Source organism: Haloferax sp. S2CR25 (assembly GCF_031624535.1).
Taxonomy (GTDB): Archaea; Halobacteriota; Halobacteria; order Halobacteriales; family Haloferacaceae; genus Haloferax; species Haloferax massiliensis.
In genome coordinates this window covers 486,053-500,630 of sequence record NZ_JAMQOO010000002.1, presented here as the reverse complement: position 1 = coordinate 500,630, position 14,578 = coordinate 486,053, and the positions used below count along the sequence as shown (strand labels likewise).

Below are 14,578 nucleotides of genomic sequence, written 5' to 3'. Positions count from 1 at the left end.
ATGGGCGACGCTGAGCCGCCGTCGGTGGACGAGCCGGCGGACGACTCGCTCGACGAGGCCGACATCCACGACGTGCTCAGAAACGAGCGGCGACGGCTCGCGCTCGACCGACTGCGAGACGCGCCGGGGCCGGAGTCGGTCGGCGACCTCGCGGAGTACATCGCCGAGGTAGAGTCCGGCGAGTCGCCGCCCCCCAAGAACGTCCGGCAGAGCGTCTACATCTCGCTGCACCAGACGCACCTCCCCAAACTCGACTCGCTCCGAATCGTCGCGTACGACTCGCGGGCGAAGACCGTCTCGCTGGGCTCGGCCGCGGCGGAACTCGACCACTTCTTGGCCGACCCGGAGCCGACACAGCCGCCGCTGGCGCTCCTGTCGCTGGCGACGTGTCTCGCCGGCCTCGCGCTCCTCGTCGCCGGGTGGATGGGCGTCCCCGTCATCGACGGCGTGGACCCGCGACTCGTCGCCGGCCTCGCGCTCACCGCCGTCGCGGTCGTCGCCGGCGCGGAACTCGGCTTACAGACGCGAAGCCGGACATAGGTCGGTGACGCGGTCGCGGTCCGTCCTATTCCACCCGCCCCGATTCCACCAGCCCCGAATCTGCCGTTCGACTCAAGTCACCCCCATCCTAAGCGCCGCCGACGATGTCCGAGTCAACTTCGCTCGCGTGGTTCCGCCGCGACCTCCGCCTGCACGACAACGCGGCGCTCGCGGCCGCCTGTGCGGCCGACCGCGGTCACGTCACATCCCCCACGCGTCGTCGGCCCCGCCGAGGCGGGCGACGGCGACCGCGAGGACCGTCACGAGCGCGAACCCGATGAACGCGAGTCGCGGGATGGTCAGGAGACCGCCGAGCATGGGATACTGGATAGACGTACACGGGCCGCCGACGGTACAGGTCGCGCCCGGCGCGACCTGCAGATAGGAGTGATACCCCGAGAGCGCGAGGCCCCCGAGCGAGAGCGGCAGTACCGTCTTCCAGACGCCGGGTCGGTCCTCGACCGCGGCGACACCGAGCACCACGACGAGCGGGTACATCAGGATGCGCTGGTACCAACAGAGGTCGCAGGGCGTCAGTCCGAGGCCGAGGCTGAAGTACAGACTCCCGCTCGTCGCGGCGAGGGCGACGAGGGTTCCCGCGGCGAGCGCGGCGCGCGTCGCGTCCGACACGGTCAGGCGCTCCCGAGGACGTGCCTCGTTCCGTTCGGCTCCGGAGCCGGTAGCTGTCGCTCCCCCCGCGGTTCGCCACGGTCACGTCGAGTCGAGTCGAGTATCATCGCTTGTTGGACGTGGAGCGACGATAGCCCCCGGCGTACCTCAAGCCATCGGCTCGCCTAGCGAACGGCGACGGTGGTGACGATGACGACGCCGACGACGCCGGCGGCCACGAGGAGCGCGCTCCGGCGGGCCACCGGCCCGAGGAGCTCCCGGTCGACGCTCGCCGCGAGCGCGACTTTGACCGCGATGCTCGCGGCGGTGCCGGCGAGGACGCCGACGACGGCGGTCGTCTCGCCGATGGTGCCGCCGCCGTAGAGCGTGACGGCGGTCGTGACGACCGACCCGCTCGACACGAGTCCGCCGAGGAAACTCGTCACGACGAACCCGGTCGCGCCGAAGTACTCCTGTGCGGCCGCGGAGGCGATCAACACGAGGAGGAAGAAGACGCCGAACCGGAGGGCGCTTTCGAGGCTGAACGGCGACTCGAACGCCACGTCGAGGTCGACGCCCCACTCCCGGGAGTGCAGCGCGTAGCTCACCCCGACGAGCGCGATGAGTCCGAGGGGGACGCCCACCTCGACCGCGAGTTCCGGAACGAACACGGCGACGAGCGAGAGGTTCCGGAGCGCCATCGCCGCGTCGGCCATGAGAATCGCGCCGGCCGCGAGCGGCCGAATCGACGGGTTTCGACTGGTCCGTCCGGCTATCTCGCCGATGACGGCCGTCGAGTTCACCAGCCCGCCGAAAAACCCCGTGATGGCGATGCCGCGCTCGCCGTACCGACGGATGATGACGTAGTTGACGAAGCCGATGGCGCTCACCGCGACGACGAGTAGCCAGACGGTTCGGGGGCTGACGGCGTCCCACGGGCCGACCTGCCCCTCGGGGAGCAACGGGTAGACGACGAACGCGATGATGGCGAACTCGACGGCGCTTCGGACCTCGTCCGCCGTCAGTCGCCGGGCGAACCCGTGGAGTTCGCGCCGCAGGACCAACAGGAGCGACGAGGTGAGCGCGACGACGACCCCCTCGATGACGAAGCCGCTGACGACCGCCGCGCCGACCGCGTACGCGACCAGAAGCGACGTGGACGTGGTGAGCGAGAGGCTCACGCCGAGGTCGTCTAACCGGGCGACTTCGGCGTCGTCGCGGTGGTTCCCATCGCGGTGTGAATCGGACGCACCGACGGCGTCGCGGTCGTCCCGCGAGTCGGCTCCGCCGGCGTCGCTTTCGTGGGGCCCGCGGTCGAACAGCCCGCGACTCCCGAGCAACACCGCCTGTACGACCACCAACAACCCGCCGGCCGCGAGGAGCACGTCGCTCCCGACCGCGACGGCGATGCCTCCGAGGAGACTCGTCAGGGTGAACGTCCGAACGCCGGCGCTCTTTTTCGACCGCTCGCGCTCCAAGCCGAGGAACATACCCAACGCCGCCGCGACGAACAGGCGGACGACCACGGGGTCGAGTTGCGAGACGAACTCTTCGAGCATCACCGACCCCTCGTCTCGGGACGTTCGTGTTCCATGCTATCGTTCGTATTTTAATTGCTATCGTTAAAAACGTGTAAGCTAATTGGGCGTGGAGATGGCGGTCGCTTGAAAGGAAGTTCAGCAGAGAAGTGCTCGGTCAGGGATTTGAACCTCAGTCGCAGCAAGCTGCTCCCTGATTCAAATCCCTACACTGTGCGCTCTTCTTCGTCACATTGTTCCTCAGAGAAGTGCTCGGTCAGGGATTTGAACCCTGGTCCTCGGCTCGAAAGGCCAAGATGATTGGCCGGACTACACCAACCGAGCGTCTGCATTCACGAGTGGTCGTTGGACTATTTTAAGCGTTGCGTTCCATCGTGGGTAAGTGAGAGGAACCCACCCACGACGGCGGCTTACTCGCCCGTGAACTCGGGGTCGCGGTCGCTCGTGAAGGCCGCGATGCCCTCCATCAGGTCGGAGGTGGTAAACAGCAGGCCGAACGCCTGTGCTTCGACTTCCAGTCCGGAGTCGGTGTCTTCCCAGCCGTTGTGCATGGCGCGCTTGGTGTAGCGCTGGGCGACCGGCGGTCCCTGTGCGAACCGCTTCGCGTACTCGTAGGCCCGTTCTTCGAAGCCGTCGTTCTCGACGACCTCGTTGATGAAGCCGTAATCGGCCATCGTTTCGGCGTCGTAGCGGTCGGCACTGAAGATAATCTCCTTCGCGCGGCCGGTACCGACGATGCGCTGGAGACGGACCGTGCCGCCCCAGCCGGGGAGGAGCCCGAGGTTGTGTTCTGGCTGGCCGAGTTCGGAGCGCTCCGTGGCGATGCGGAGGTCGGCGCACATGGCGAGTTCCATTCCGCCGCCGAGACAGAAGCCGTCGATTCCGGCGATGACCGGCTTGTCGAGCGCTTCGAGCTTTCCGAACGTCTGTTGGCCCTTCCGGGAGATTTCCACGCCCGAGACGGCGTCGCCGCCGCCCGCGGCGATGCTCGTCACGTCGGCCCCGGCGGAGAACGCGCGGTCGCCGGCCCCCGTGAGAAGCACGGCGCGGACCTCGTCGTCGTCGGCGAGGGCGTCGAGCGCCTCGGAGAGTTCGTCCATCAGTTCGATGCTAATCGTGTTGAGACGGTGCGGGCGGTCGAGGGTGATGTGGCCGATACCGTCGCGAACCTCGACGGAGATGTCGTCGAACGCGGGAGCGTCGTCGGACGACCCCTCGCCGCCGTAGAAGCCCTCGCCGGACTGCGCGAGGTCGCGGAGGTACGCGACGGCCTCGTAACGCTCTTCGCCGGTCTCGTCGTGCAGGTCGTCGAGCGCGTCGACAAGGGCGTCGATACCGGCGCCGTCGGCCATCTTCGCCGGGCCGTCGGGGAAGCGCCCGCCGAGTTTGACCGCGCGGTCGATGGCGGCCGGGTCGGCCACGTCGTTTTCGACGAGACCGGCGACCTCGTTCGCCATGACGCCCAGCAGGCGGTTCTTGACGGCCTCGCTCCCCTCGTCGTGGGGGACCTCAGCGCCCTCGCCGTCCTCGTAGTCGTAGAAGCCCTTGCCGGTCTTCTGGCCGAGGTCGCCCGCCTCGACCTTCTCCGAGAGGAGCGGACACGGCTCGTAGGCGTCGCCGAGCACCTCGTGCATGTATTCGAGAACGTGGTAGCCCACGTCGATGCCGACGTAGTCGGCGAGTTCGAAGCTCCCCATCGGGAGGCCCATGTCGTACTTCGTCGTGGCGTCGACTTCGGCCATCGTCGCGTCGCCGGCGTGGACGATCCACGCGGCCTCGTTCATCAGCGGGACGAGGATGCGGTTCACGATGAAGCCGGGGCTGTCCTTACGGACGCGGACGGGCGTCTTGTCCATCGACTCGGCGAGGTCTTCGACGAGGTCGAGCGTCTCGTCGGCGGTGTGCGCGCCGGAGATGACCTCGACGAGGTCCATGCGGACCGGCGGGTTGAAAAAGTGCATCCCGCAGAAGCGCTCGGGTCGCGCCGTCACCTCGGAGAGTTCGGTGATAGAGAGGCTGGAGGTGTTGGTGGCGAACACCGCGTGGTCGGGGGCGTGGTCCTCCAACTCGGTGTACACCTCCTTTTTGATGGCCATCTTCTCGGGGACGGCCTCGATGACGACGTCGGCGTCGGCGACGGCCTCGCCGAGGTCGACCGCAGTCGAGACGCGGGCGAGCGCGGCGTCGGCGTCCTCCTGCGAGAGTCGGTCTCTCTCGACGAGTTTGTTCAGCGACCACTCGATTTGGTCGTAGCCCTTTCGGACGAACTCGTCTTCGATGTCGCGCAGCACGACGTCGTAGCCGGCGAGTGCCGCGACCTCCGCGATGCCGTGGCCCATGTTGCCCGCTCCGAGAACGGTGATGCTGTCGACGTCATCTACGTTCATGGAAGAACGTTATACTGCGTCGCGGTTTCAACGTTTCCCTCGCAGGAAAAATAAACAAAACTCGCGTTTATTCTATCGGTGGGTAACCCCGACGCAGTCTGTCGATTACTCCGGTCGAGTCGGCTTTCCACCGACTGACGGTTAGTCGACGCACCGCCAGAGATACCGGCTGGCGTAGCTCCGATAGGGGGCCCATCGCTCGGCGCGCTCGCGCATCTCGCCGCGGGAGACGGCGTCGCGTTCGAACCCGAAGACGTGTTCCATGCCGCGGCGAATCCCGAGGTCTTCGACCGGGAACACGTCCTCGCGGGCGAGCACGAAGATGAGAAACATCTTCGCGGTCCAGTCGCCGACCCCGCGAATCTCGGTGAGCGCCGCGACGACTTCGTCGTCGTCCATCGCCCGGAGCGATTCGGCCGACAGTCCGTCTCGGAACGCGTCGGCGACGTTACGGACGTAGCCCACTTTCTGGTTCGAGAGGCCGCAGTCGCGCAGAACGGCCTCGTCGGCGGCCAGTATCCCCTCGGGGGTGACCTCGACGCGGTCGAACAGGCGGTCCCGAATCGTCGCCGCCGCGGTCGTCGAGAGCTGTTGGTTGACAATCGAGACGACCAGTCGCTCGAAGGGGTCGTCGGCCGGGTCGAGCGAGAGCGGGCCGTGTTCGTCGACCACGTCGCCGAGGTGGGGGTCCGCCCGGAGTTCGCGGTAGGCGTCGTCGCTCATCGACTCGTGGTTGGGCCGTTGGGGAGAAAAGTGCGCGTGTCTCGGTTGTTCGGATGCGGCGCCGGTCGGTTCGACGGCGGTGACCGCGCCGGTGGCCGCGGCGTGGCGGACCGACTTACTCTTCGAGGAGTTCCTCTTCTTCGTCGTCGCTGTCGTTGCGGTCGGCGTTGGCGCGGCGGCGCACGTCCACGCGGTAGTGTTCGAGGATGTCGCGGCCGAGCAGCAGCGGGTAGTCCATGTGCGAGCGGTCCTCGACGCTGGCGGTCACGGTGTGCTGGGTGCCGCCGATACCGATGACGAGGTCGACCACGGGGCGGGCCTTCCCGCTCTTGAGGCTCCCGGACTTCACGCGCGTCATGCTCTTAATCGGCCCCGCGCCGATTTCGGCGGCGAGGCTCGTGTCGATGCTCGTCCGGGTCGCGCCGGTGTCGGACTTGGCGAGAGTCTGCTGGGAGCCGCTGGTCCCGTTGACGACGACCTCCTCGATGTAGCCGATGAGGGGCGCTTCGCCGTCGATGATGGGCGACTCGTTGGGGGCACACGAGGGGACGGAGTCGTCGAGCGTCGCCGACAGTTCCTCGACGCGCGTCTCGTCGACCTCGCCGCCCGCGCGCTCGATTGCGAGCTTGGCGATGTGCGGCGCGGGGCTCTTGCCCGTCGCCTGATAGAGGCCCTTGAAGCCGGCGGTCGGGTTGGCTTCGAGGACGAACCAGCCGTCGTCGCCCTCGACGAGGTCGACGCCGACGTAGTCCATCTCCATCACTTCGGCGGCGTAGAGCGCCGTCTCCTTTGCCTCCTCGGGCATCTCGTCGGTCGCGTCGAGTACGTCGCCGCCGAGGGCGACGTTGGTCCGCCAGTCGCCCTCCGGGGCGTAGCGGTACATCGCGCCGACGATTTCGCCGTCGACGATGTAGACGCGCAGGTCGCGGTGGCGGTCGCCGTCGCGGTCGATGAGCTTCTGGAGGAACGCCTGCCGGTTGCCGACCTTCGGGTTGACGGGCTCGGTCAGGTCGACCTTCCACGTCCCGCCGCCGTGGGTGCCGATGGCGGACTTGTAGACGCCCACGTCGCCGAAGCGCTCGCGGCCCTTGTTCAGCCGGTCGTTCGAGAGCGCGAGCAGCGCGTCGGGCACCTTGATGTTCCAGTTGGCGAGCGTCGCGGCCGTGGCGAACTTGTGGATGGCGGCGAGGACCGCGTCCGGCTCGTTGAGCATCGGTCGGATGCGGTTGAACGTCGTCGCCAGCCCGAGGAGTTCCGCGGGTTCCTCGGTGTTCGACAGGAGCAGTCGGTTCGCGATGATGTCCACCTCAGGCTCGACTGTCACCTCGCCGTCTTCGATGCTGACCGCCGCGTTCTCCCGACGGAGCCACACCGGCTCGTGGCCGAGGTCTTCGACCGCGTTGAGGATTGCCTTCGTCTCCTTGCTGTTGTGCAGAGAAAGCACGCCGACACGCACGGCGTCGTCTGTGGTGGACATACTCAGTTGATATCCTTCCGGTTTCAAAGACATGACGGTCGAGACCCGCGCCTCCGTGGTTCGACCCCGCGAGGACGGCGTCGGGCGGTCCGTCGCGACCGTTTATAACCCCGGCCCTCCCATCGCATCACATGGCCGACAACGAGGCCTTCACCTACAACGGCGGGAAGGTCGAGCCGGGCGAGACACAGGACATCCGGTACGGCATCTCCGAGACGTATCTCGGTGACCCGGTTCGCATCCCCGTCACCATCATCAACGGGGAGCGGGCGGGGCCGACCGTGTTCCTCTCCGCCGCCGCCCACGGCGACGAACTGAACGGTATCGAGGTCGTCCGCGAGGTGGCCTACGAGTGGGACCTCGCGGACCTCGCGGGCACGCTCGTCTGCATGCCGGTGATGAACGTCCCCGCCTTCCTCGCCCAACAGCGGTACCTCCCCATCTACGACCGCGACCTGAACCGGTCGTTTCCGGGCTCCGAGACCTCGACGGGGGCAAAGCGGATGGCCCACCGCATCTACCAGAACTTCATCGCGCCCTGCGACCTCGGCATCGACTTCCACACCTCGACGCGGGGGCGAACCAACATGCTCCACGTCCGCGCCGACATGTCCGACCCCGCGGTCGCGCGCCTCGCCAACGCCTTCGGCTCGCACGTCATCATCGACAGTTCCGGGTCCAGCGGGATGCTCCGAACCGAGTCGTCGGCGAACGGGACGCCGGCGATAACCGTCGAGATGGGCGAGGCCCACCGCTTCCAGCGCGAACTCATCGACGAGGCGCTCGCGGGCGTCGAGAGCGTCTTCGCCGAGTACGGCCTCCGGGGAACCTCGACGGTCAACTGGCCGGGCTGGCGGACCGTCATCTCGGACGAAAACGAAAAGACGTGGCTCCGCGCCGACGCGGGCGGCATCGTCGACATGCACCACGACCGCGGCGCGCTCGTCCACGAGGGCGACCGCATCTGTACGATTACGAACCCGTTCAAGGACGACAACGTGACCGTCGTCGCCCCCTTCACGGGCCTGCTCGTCGGCGTCCTCGAAAACCCAGTCGTCTACCCCGGCAACCCGCTTTGCCACCTCGTCGAACTGAAGGACAAGGTTCGGCGCGTCGTCGAGCGCGAGCAGTCCGGCTCCCCCGAGACGACGCGGTGAGACCGTTCGACCCGAACCGAGACACACGGAGTCCGGCGATTTTTGCCGACCCTCACGAAACTCCATACACGTAAGTTCTATACCCTCCCCTTCCCGACACTCACAAGAGCATGAGTCAGTCTTACAATCGGGGCCTCATCGAGGACTTCAGCAGATGGCGGGAGTTCTCGGCCGGTATGTGGGCCTGGATATTCCACAAGTTCACCGGCTGGGTGCTTGTGGGGTATCTCTTCACCCACATCGCCGTGTTGTCGACGGCCCTCTCGGGCGCGACGGCGTACACGAACACGATTCAGGCGCTGGAGAGCCTCTTGGTCGTGCGTATTCTCGAAGTCGGACTGCTCGCTGTGGCGGTGTTTCACATCCTCAACGGACTGCGACTGCTGTTCGTCGACCTGGGCGTCGGGCTGGAAGCACAGGACAGGAGCTTCTACGCGTCGCTCATCCTCACGGGTGTCATCGTCGTCGCGAGCGTCCCCACGTTCCTCTCGGGGGTGAGCCTCTGATGGCGGAGCGATACACGTCCTTCGAGCCCGGCGGCCGGCGGTGGCTCTGGCAGCGGCTGACCGCCGCGTTCCTCGTCGTGGTGCTGGCGTTCCACTTCTTCCTGCTCCACTTCCTCAACCACGCAGACGAAGTGACGTTCGCGCTCTCGCAGGCGCGCATGGAGCGACTGACGTACTTCTCGCTGATGATCCTGTTCCTCGTCACCGCGACGTTCCACGGGGTCAACGGCGTCTACAACGCCCTCGTCAACCAGGGCCTCTCGGGCACCCGGAAGACGGCGGTCAAGGCGATTCTCGGTCTCGCGAGCGTCCTCCTCATCGTGCAGGGCGTCCGCACGGCCCTCGCGTGGGCCGGAGGTGTTCCCATCTAATGAGCACGCAAGTTCCCGAATCAGTCGAAGAGGAATCGGCCACCGAAACCGCGTCCGCCGGCAAGCAGAAGCGCGACGCGAAAAAGCGCGAGCGCGCCGAGCGCGTCCAAGAACAGCGCGAGGCCGAGGCGGCCGAGAAAGCGCGCTCCGCGGACGACACCTACCACCTCAAGGTCTTCCGTTACGACCCCGAGGTGCCGGAGAAACAGGAGCCCCGCTTCGACGACTTCCACGTCCCGTACAAACAGGGGATGACGATTCTCGACGCCCTCATGTGGGCGCGGGACCACTACGACTCCTCGCTTACCTTCCGGCACTCCTGCCGGCAGGCGATCTGCGGGTCCGACGCGCTGTTCGTCAACGGCTCGCAGCGACTCGGCTGTAAGACCCAACTGTCGGACCTCTCGGAGCCGGTTCGGGTCGAACCGCTCCCGCACGCCGACGTGGTCAAGGACCTCGTGGTCGACATGGAGCACTTCTACGACCAGATGGAGGCCGTCGAGCCGTACTTCCAGACGAACTCGCTTCCGGACGACGAACTCGACGAGCAGCGGCAGACGCGCGAGAACCGCGAGAAGGTCAAGATGTCCACCCGCTGCATCTGGTGTAGCGCGTGTATGTCCTCGTGTAACATCGCCGCCGGCGACAACGAGTACCTCGGTCCCGCGGCCATCAACAAGGCCTACCGCTTCGCCATGGACGAACGCGAGGGCGAGGACATGAAACAGCGCCGCCTCGAAATCCTCGAACAGGAACACGGCGTCTGGCGCTGTCAGACCCAGTTCTCCTGTACCGAGGTGTGCCCGAAGGACATCCCCCTCACGGAGCACATCCAGGAGCTCAAGCGCGAGGCGATCAAGAACAACCTGAAGTTCTGGTGAACTTCCCGGTGAAACCCTGAAGTTCGACCAACCCTACGACACACCCAAACACACCATGTACGAACACGACGTTATCGTAGTCGGCGCGGGCGGGGCGGGCCTGCGCGCGGCGATTGCGGCACACGAAGAAGGAGCCGACGTGGCCATCGTGTCGAAGCTCCACCCGGTCCGAAGTCACACGGGCGCGGCGGAGGGCGGCATCAACGCCGCGCTCCGCGAAGGCGACTCGTGGGAGGACCACGCTTACGACACGATGAAGGGCTCGGACTATCTCGCCGACGCGCCGGCGGCCGAGACCCTCTGTAAGGACAGCCCGAAAGAGACCATCCAGCTCGAACACTGGGGAATGGCGTTCTCCCGGGACGACGACGGTCGCGTGAGTCAGCGGCCGTTCGGCGGACTCTCGTTCCCGCGGACCACCTACGCGGGCGCGGAGACGGGCCACCAACTGCTCCACACGATGTACGAGCAGCTCGTCAAGCGCGGCATCAAGGTGTACGACGAGTGGCACGTGACCCGACTGGCCGTCTCCGACGAGGAGAAGCCCGAGGACCGAAACTGTCACGGCATCGTCGCCTACGACGTTCAGACCGGACAGGTCGAGGGCTTCCGCGCCCGCAACGGCGTCATCCTCGCCACCGGCGGTCTCGGACAGGTCTACGACCACACGACCAACGCGGTCGCCAACACCGGCGACGGCGTCGCGATGGCCTACCGCGCGGGCGCGCCGATGGAGGACATGGAGTTCATCCAGTTCCACCCGACGACGCTCCCCTCGACGGGCGTCCTCATCACCGAGGGCGTCCGCGGCGAGGGCGGTATCCTCTACAACGAGAACGGCGAGCGCTTCATGTTCGAGTACGGCTACGCGAACAACCTCGGCGAACTCGCGTCCCGCGACGTGGTCTCCCGGGCCGAACTGACCGAGGTCAACGAGGGCCGCGGCATCGAAGACGAGTACGTCCACCTCGACATGCGCCACCTCGGCGAGGAGCGCATCATCGACCGCCTCGAAAACATCGTCCACCTCTCGGAGGACTTCGAGGGCGTCAACCCGCTCGAAGCGCCGATGCCGGTCAAGCCCGGCCAGCACTACGCGATGGGCGGCATCGAGACCGACGAGAACGGCGAGACGTGTATCTCCGGCCTGTACGCGGCCGGCGAGTGCGCCTGCGCCTCCGTCCACGGCGGCAACCGCCTCGGCGGCAACGCGCTCCCCGAACTCATCGTCTTCGGCAAGCGCGCCGGCCACCACGCCGCGGGCAAGGACATGGAGGAGGCCAGAATCACGACCGGCAAAGAAGGCGAGTACGAACTCGGCGAGGTCGACTCGCCGGTCGAACTCGGCGAAGCGGGCATCGGCGAGGACGCCGTCGCGGACGGCGGGACGGCCGCCGACGCCGGCGCGTCAGCCTCCGGGACCGACCTCGTCCAGCGCGCCGTCGAAGACGAGCGCGAGACCATCGAGACGCTCCTGGAGCGAGACGACGGCATCCAGCAGGCCGAAATCCGCGAGCGCGTCCAGAAGTCGATGACGCGCAACGTGAACGTCTTCCGCGAGGAGTCGGCCCTCAAGGACGCGCTCCGCGACATCCGCGAGGCGCGCGAACTCTATCAGGACGTGTTCGTGGCCGACAAGTCGCGGACGTTCAACACCGACCTGCTGCAGACGCTGGAGACGCGCAACATCCTCGACATCGCGGAGGCCATCACGCTCGGCGCGCTCGCGCGCAACGAGTTCCGCGGTGCCCACTGGCGCAAGGAGTACCAGGAGCGCCGCGACGAGGAGTGGCTCAAGCACACGATGCTCTCGTGGAACGACGGCCGCCCGGAACTCTGGTTCAAGCCGGTCATCCTCGAAGGCGAGAACAAGACCTACGAGCCGAAGGTCCGGAGCTACTGAGCCGACTTCGACCGCGCCGGTCGCGTCGTCGCAGGCGACATTTCTTTCGACGCCGCCAGCCGCCCAGCGGCGCATCGACGGGAGCTCGACCCGCCGAACCGCGTGCCCGTGACCGAACCCACCAACGACTATTTGCCCGCTCGACACCTACGCCCGGCCGGAAGGGTGGCTCAGTGGTAGAGCACACCGGCACAGGCCCTCGCGGTCGGACCGGTGGTTTTCAATGGCTTCGCGTGGTTCGACTCCCGCCCCTTCCGTCTCGAAACCGCGACGCCCGGAGCGTTCGGGACTCGACGACCCGCGACTCGCGCTCTTCGACTGTCGTCGAAGTCGGAGGCGTCGAACGCCGGGTTTCGTGCGATGTACGTTCGTGACGAATTCGACGATTCTCCCGAATTCGAGACGTTCGCCGCCTCACCCCCAACCTCGGTTCTTCGACGATTGTTGTAAGAGAGTTTTATTATCGTCGAAGCAAACAGGATGACAACGACCATGCAACAGACGGTTCCGACCATCGAAGTCCCCGGCGAACTCGAATCGCCCTCGGCCAAGCTCGTGTACCTCTATCTCACCACGCACGACGGCGCGTCCATCACCGACCTGCAAAACGGGCTGGAGATGAAGAAAATCGCCCTCTACAGCATCCTCAGTACGCTCTCGAAGCGCGGGTTCGTCCGGCAGGACGCCGAACGCTACCACGTCGCGCAGTGACGGCTCGGCGAGTCAGTGATTTCTCGGCGAACGCGCCGCCCGCACCTGTGCGCCGTCGCGGACCATATCCTCGCAGTTCGGGCAGACACGCGGGTTCTCCATGCCATCTGGAGCGAACACTCGGGCGTATGCGGGCGTCACGAACGAACCACAGTTCTGACATTCCGGCATGGTATCTAGTATCCTCCATGAATATCACATAAGTTTTCTCCCTACGCGACTGCGAGAAGCAGGCCGACGACGAGGAGCGCGAAGATGAGAAGCGTCACGGCGAGCATGAATTGGTCGGTCCCGTTCATACCGAGCACGACGTTCCCGATAAAGATAAAATTCCGTCTCGACGCCGCGTCCACGCCGCTCTCGTGGGGGTTCTCTGATTTTCGACCGCGATAACGAGGGGGGTAGAACTAAATTCCTCGCACCCGTCGGTCCCGTAACGGTCCTCCAATGGAGTTCGTGTACGCGCTGTCTGGGTTGTTCGCCGGGCTCTTCCTCGGAGCGGTGGCAGTCGTCACCGCGCTCACGTACACGCCCTACGGCGCGTCGCTGTTCGACACCGCGATAACGGCGCTGACCGGCGTCACGCTCCAACTGGGGAATCTCCTTTTCATCTCGGCGCTCACCGCCTTCGCGTTCGAGGGGCTGATGATGCTGGGAATCCGGTATCCGGTCGTCGTCCCCGCGGCGTTCGCGTACGTACTGACTCACGTCACGGTCTACTACTCGTGTATCCGCATCACCGACCTCCAGTCGGAGCCGCTCGACCCCGACGTCATCATCAAGCACAACCCGTTCCGCGCGCTCGTCCTCGGCGTCCCGGGAACGCTCCTCCTCATCCGCGTGCGGTCGCCCGCCCGGCGGAACTGACGGCGCGGCGGTTCGGCCCCGGTCGCGGCGGTGGCTCGCGGTGGGCGACGAGACGCAAGAGGACCGAGCGAACCGCCGAGGGAAGCCAGGAGTGGGATTCGAACCCACGAAGTCTCGATTACAAGTCGAGTGCATGAACCGCCCATGCTCTCCTGGCGCGTCTGCCGGTTACCCGTCCTCCTTTGAGTGTGTATCGCTTCGCATCGATTTCTCCAGTTCGACGCGGTGGGGTCGATAGCCGTGTCGTCGGTAGAACCGGCGGGCGGCGTCGTTGGCCGCCAGCACGTCCAGCGCGACGGTGTCGGCTCCAGCCTCGCCGAGCGCGTCCTCCGCGGCCGCCAGCAGTCGCGTGCCGACGCCGGCGTTCCGGTACGCCGGACGGACGAACAGGTTCCGAACCATCCCGCGGGTCGCGTCCTGTTCGTACGCCCCCGCCTCGATGTCGAACATGACGAACCCGACGAGGCCGTCCGCGTCCGCGGGTTCCGTCCCGCACCCCGAACCGGCCGCCTCATCGCCCTCCCGGGCGACGAGCACGCCGTCGGCGGCGACGTGCCGAGCCAGCGCCTCCCGAATCGACGTCCGGTTGGCGTCGGCCCGGAGGTGCGACCCGAACGCCCGCTGGTCCGCGGCGAGTTCGACCCACAGGTCGGCGAGGGCGTCGAGGTCCGAAAACGCCGCCGAACTGACGCGCATGGTGTCTGTCGTGGCTCTATCCGCTTTTAAGTGTCGACGATTCGACTCCAAATCGGGGAATCGCATTCCTGCGGGGTGCCGAGTGGGGTCAGTAAAGACGACCGATGAGGAAAGATTTATCTATGTTTATGGTCCGCACATATCATGAGGATAGTTATCAATGGGTATTGCCGAAACCTACACTCGGGGAAGGCAGCTCGCCATCGAGCGTC

At 66.3% G+C, this 14,578-nt stretch carries 14 protein-coding genes, 3 tRNA genes and 1 pseudogene; 10 read left to right on the top strand and 8 right to left on the bottom strand.

Annotation, left to right across the window (positions count from 1 at the left end):
- Together NDI65_RS08000 and NDI65_RS07995 are read left to right on the top strand one after the other, a co-directional pair.
- Positions 1 to 540: a hypothetical protein gene (locus NDI65_RS08000; protein WP_310893543.1), complete on the top strand. Its 540-nt coding sequence runs from the start codon at positions 1 to 3 to the stop codon at positions 538 to 540.
- 104 nt (positions 541 to 644) lie between these two features.
- A pseudogene (locus NDI65_RS07995) lies at positions 645 to 734 on the top strand (deoxyribodipyrimidine photo-lyase); the annotation flags it as partial.
- A 7-nt stretch (positions 735 to 741) separates the two neighbouring features.
- Here the strand turns inward: NDI65_RS07995 and NDI65_RS07990 are convergent.
- The 6 genes from NDI65_RS07990 to NDI65_RS07965 all read right to left on the bottom strand — a co-directional run bounded on the left by NDI65_RS07990 (position 742) and on the right by NDI65_RS07965 (position 7,274).
- Positions 742 to 1,170 (bottom strand): disulfide bond formation protein B, encoded by a 429-nt coding sequence (locus NDI65_RS07990; protein ID WP_089777529.1) that lies wholly within the window; start codon positions 1,168 to 1,170, stop codon positions 742 to 744.
- Between the two features lie 164 nt (positions 1,171 to 1,334).
- Positions 1,335 to 2,708, bottom strand: a complete 1,374-nt coding sequence (locus tag NDI65_RS07985) for an MgtC/SapB family protein (protein WP_089777528.1) — start codon at positions 2,706 to 2,708, stop codon at positions 1,335 to 1,337.
- Between the two features lie 228 nt (positions 2,709 to 2,936).
- A tRNA-Glu gene (locus NDI65_RS07980) sits at positions 2,937 to 3,011 on the bottom strand.
- Between the two features lie 86 nt (positions 3,012 to 3,097).
- Entirely contained in the window at positions 3,098 to 5,074 is a 1,977-nt protein-coding gene (locus tag NDI65_RS07975) for a 3-hydroxyacyl-CoA dehydrogenase/enoyl-CoA hydratase family protein (RefSeq protein ID WP_089777493.1), read from the bottom strand.
- 141 nt (positions 5,075 to 5,215) lie between these two features.
- Positions 5,216 to 5,797, bottom strand: a complete 582-nt coding sequence (locus NDI65_RS07970) for a DNA-3-methyladenine glycosylase (RefSeq protein ID WP_089777492.1) — start codon at positions 5,795 to 5,797, stop codon at positions 5,216 to 5,218.
- A gap of 115 nt (positions 5,798 to 5,912) precedes the next feature.
- A complete protein-coding gene (locus tag NDI65_RS07965; RefSeq protein WP_089777491.1) occupies positions 5,913 to 7,274 on the bottom strand; it encodes a RimK/LysX family protein in 1,362 nt (453 codons plus the stop codon).
- 131 nt (positions 7,275 to 7,405) lie between these two features.
- On the opposite strand from NDI65_RS07965, the gene NDI65_RS07960 reads away from it, so the two are divergent.
- The 8 genes from NDI65_RS07960 (at position 7,406) to NDI65_RS07925 (ending at position 13,670) form a co-directional block, all read left to right on the top strand.
- Positions 7,406 to 8,431 (top strand): succinylglutamate desuccinylase/aspartoacylase family protein, encoded by a 1,026-nt coding sequence (locus tag NDI65_RS07960; protein ID WP_310893542.1) that lies wholly within the window; start codon positions 7,406 to 7,408, stop codon positions 8,429 to 8,431.
- 110 nt (positions 8,432 to 8,541) lie between these two features.
- Positions 8,542 to 8,937 carry a succinate dehydrogenase, cytochrome b556 subunit gene (gene sdhC / locus NDI65_RS07955; protein WP_089777489.1) on the top strand — a complete coding sequence of 132 codons (396 nt, stop codon included), beginning with the start codon at positions 8,542 to 8,544 and terminating at the stop codon, positions 8,935 to 8,937.
- Complete coding sequence (locus NDI65_RS07950) at positions 8,937 to 9,308, top strand: succinate dehydrogenase hydrophobic membrane anchor subunit (protein ID WP_089777488.1); 372 nt, start codon at positions 8,937 to 8,939, stop codon at positions 9,306 to 9,308. Before sdhC ends, NDI65_RS07950 begins: the two co-directional genes overlap by 1 nt.
- Positions 9,308 to 10,189, top strand: a complete 882-nt coding sequence (locus NDI65_RS07945; protein ID WP_089777487.1) for a succinate dehydrogenase/fumarate reductase iron-sulfur subunit — start codon at positions 9,308 to 9,310, stop codon at positions 10,187 to 10,189. Before NDI65_RS07950 ends, NDI65_RS07945 begins: the two co-directional genes overlap by 1 nt.
- Before the next feature lie 55 nt (positions 10,190 to 10,244).
- Positions 10,245 to 12,092: an FAD-binding protein gene (locus tag NDI65_RS07940; protein WP_089777486.1), complete on the top strand. Its 1,848-nt coding sequence runs from the start codon at positions 10,245 to 10,247 to the stop codon at positions 12,090 to 12,092.
- Between the two features lie 159 nt (positions 12,093 to 12,251).
- Positions 12,252 to 12,349: transfer RNA gene (locus tag NDI65_RS07935), tRNA-OTHER, on the top strand.
- A 235-nt stretch (positions 12,350 to 12,584) separates the two neighbouring features.
- Positions 12,585 to 12,803 (top strand): helix-turn-helix domain-containing protein, encoded by a 219-nt coding sequence (locus NDI65_RS07930; RefSeq protein ID WP_008094913.1) that lies wholly within the window; start codon positions 12,585 to 12,587, stop codon positions 12,801 to 12,803.
- Positions 12,804 to 13,250: 447 nt separating this feature from the next.
- Complete coding sequence (locus NDI65_RS07925) at positions 13,251 to 13,670, top strand: hypothetical protein (RefSeq protein WP_089777485.1); 420 nt, start codon at positions 13,251 to 13,253, stop codon at positions 13,668 to 13,670.
- An 83-nt stretch (positions 13,671 to 13,753) separates the two neighbouring features.
- On the opposite strand, the gene NDI65_RS07920 is transcribed toward NDI65_RS07925, so the two are convergent.
- Positions 13,754 to 13,827, bottom strand: a tRNA-Thr gene (locus NDI65_RS07920).
- Between the two features lie 11 nt (positions 13,828 to 13,838).
- On the bottom strand, positions 13,839 to 14,366 hold the full coding sequence (locus NDI65_RS07915; RefSeq protein ID WP_089777484.1) for a GNAT family N-acetyltransferase: 528 nt from the start codon (positions 14,364 to 14,366) through the stop codon (positions 13,839 to 13,841).
- Between the last annotated feature and the right edge of the window lie 212 nt (positions 14,367 to 14,578).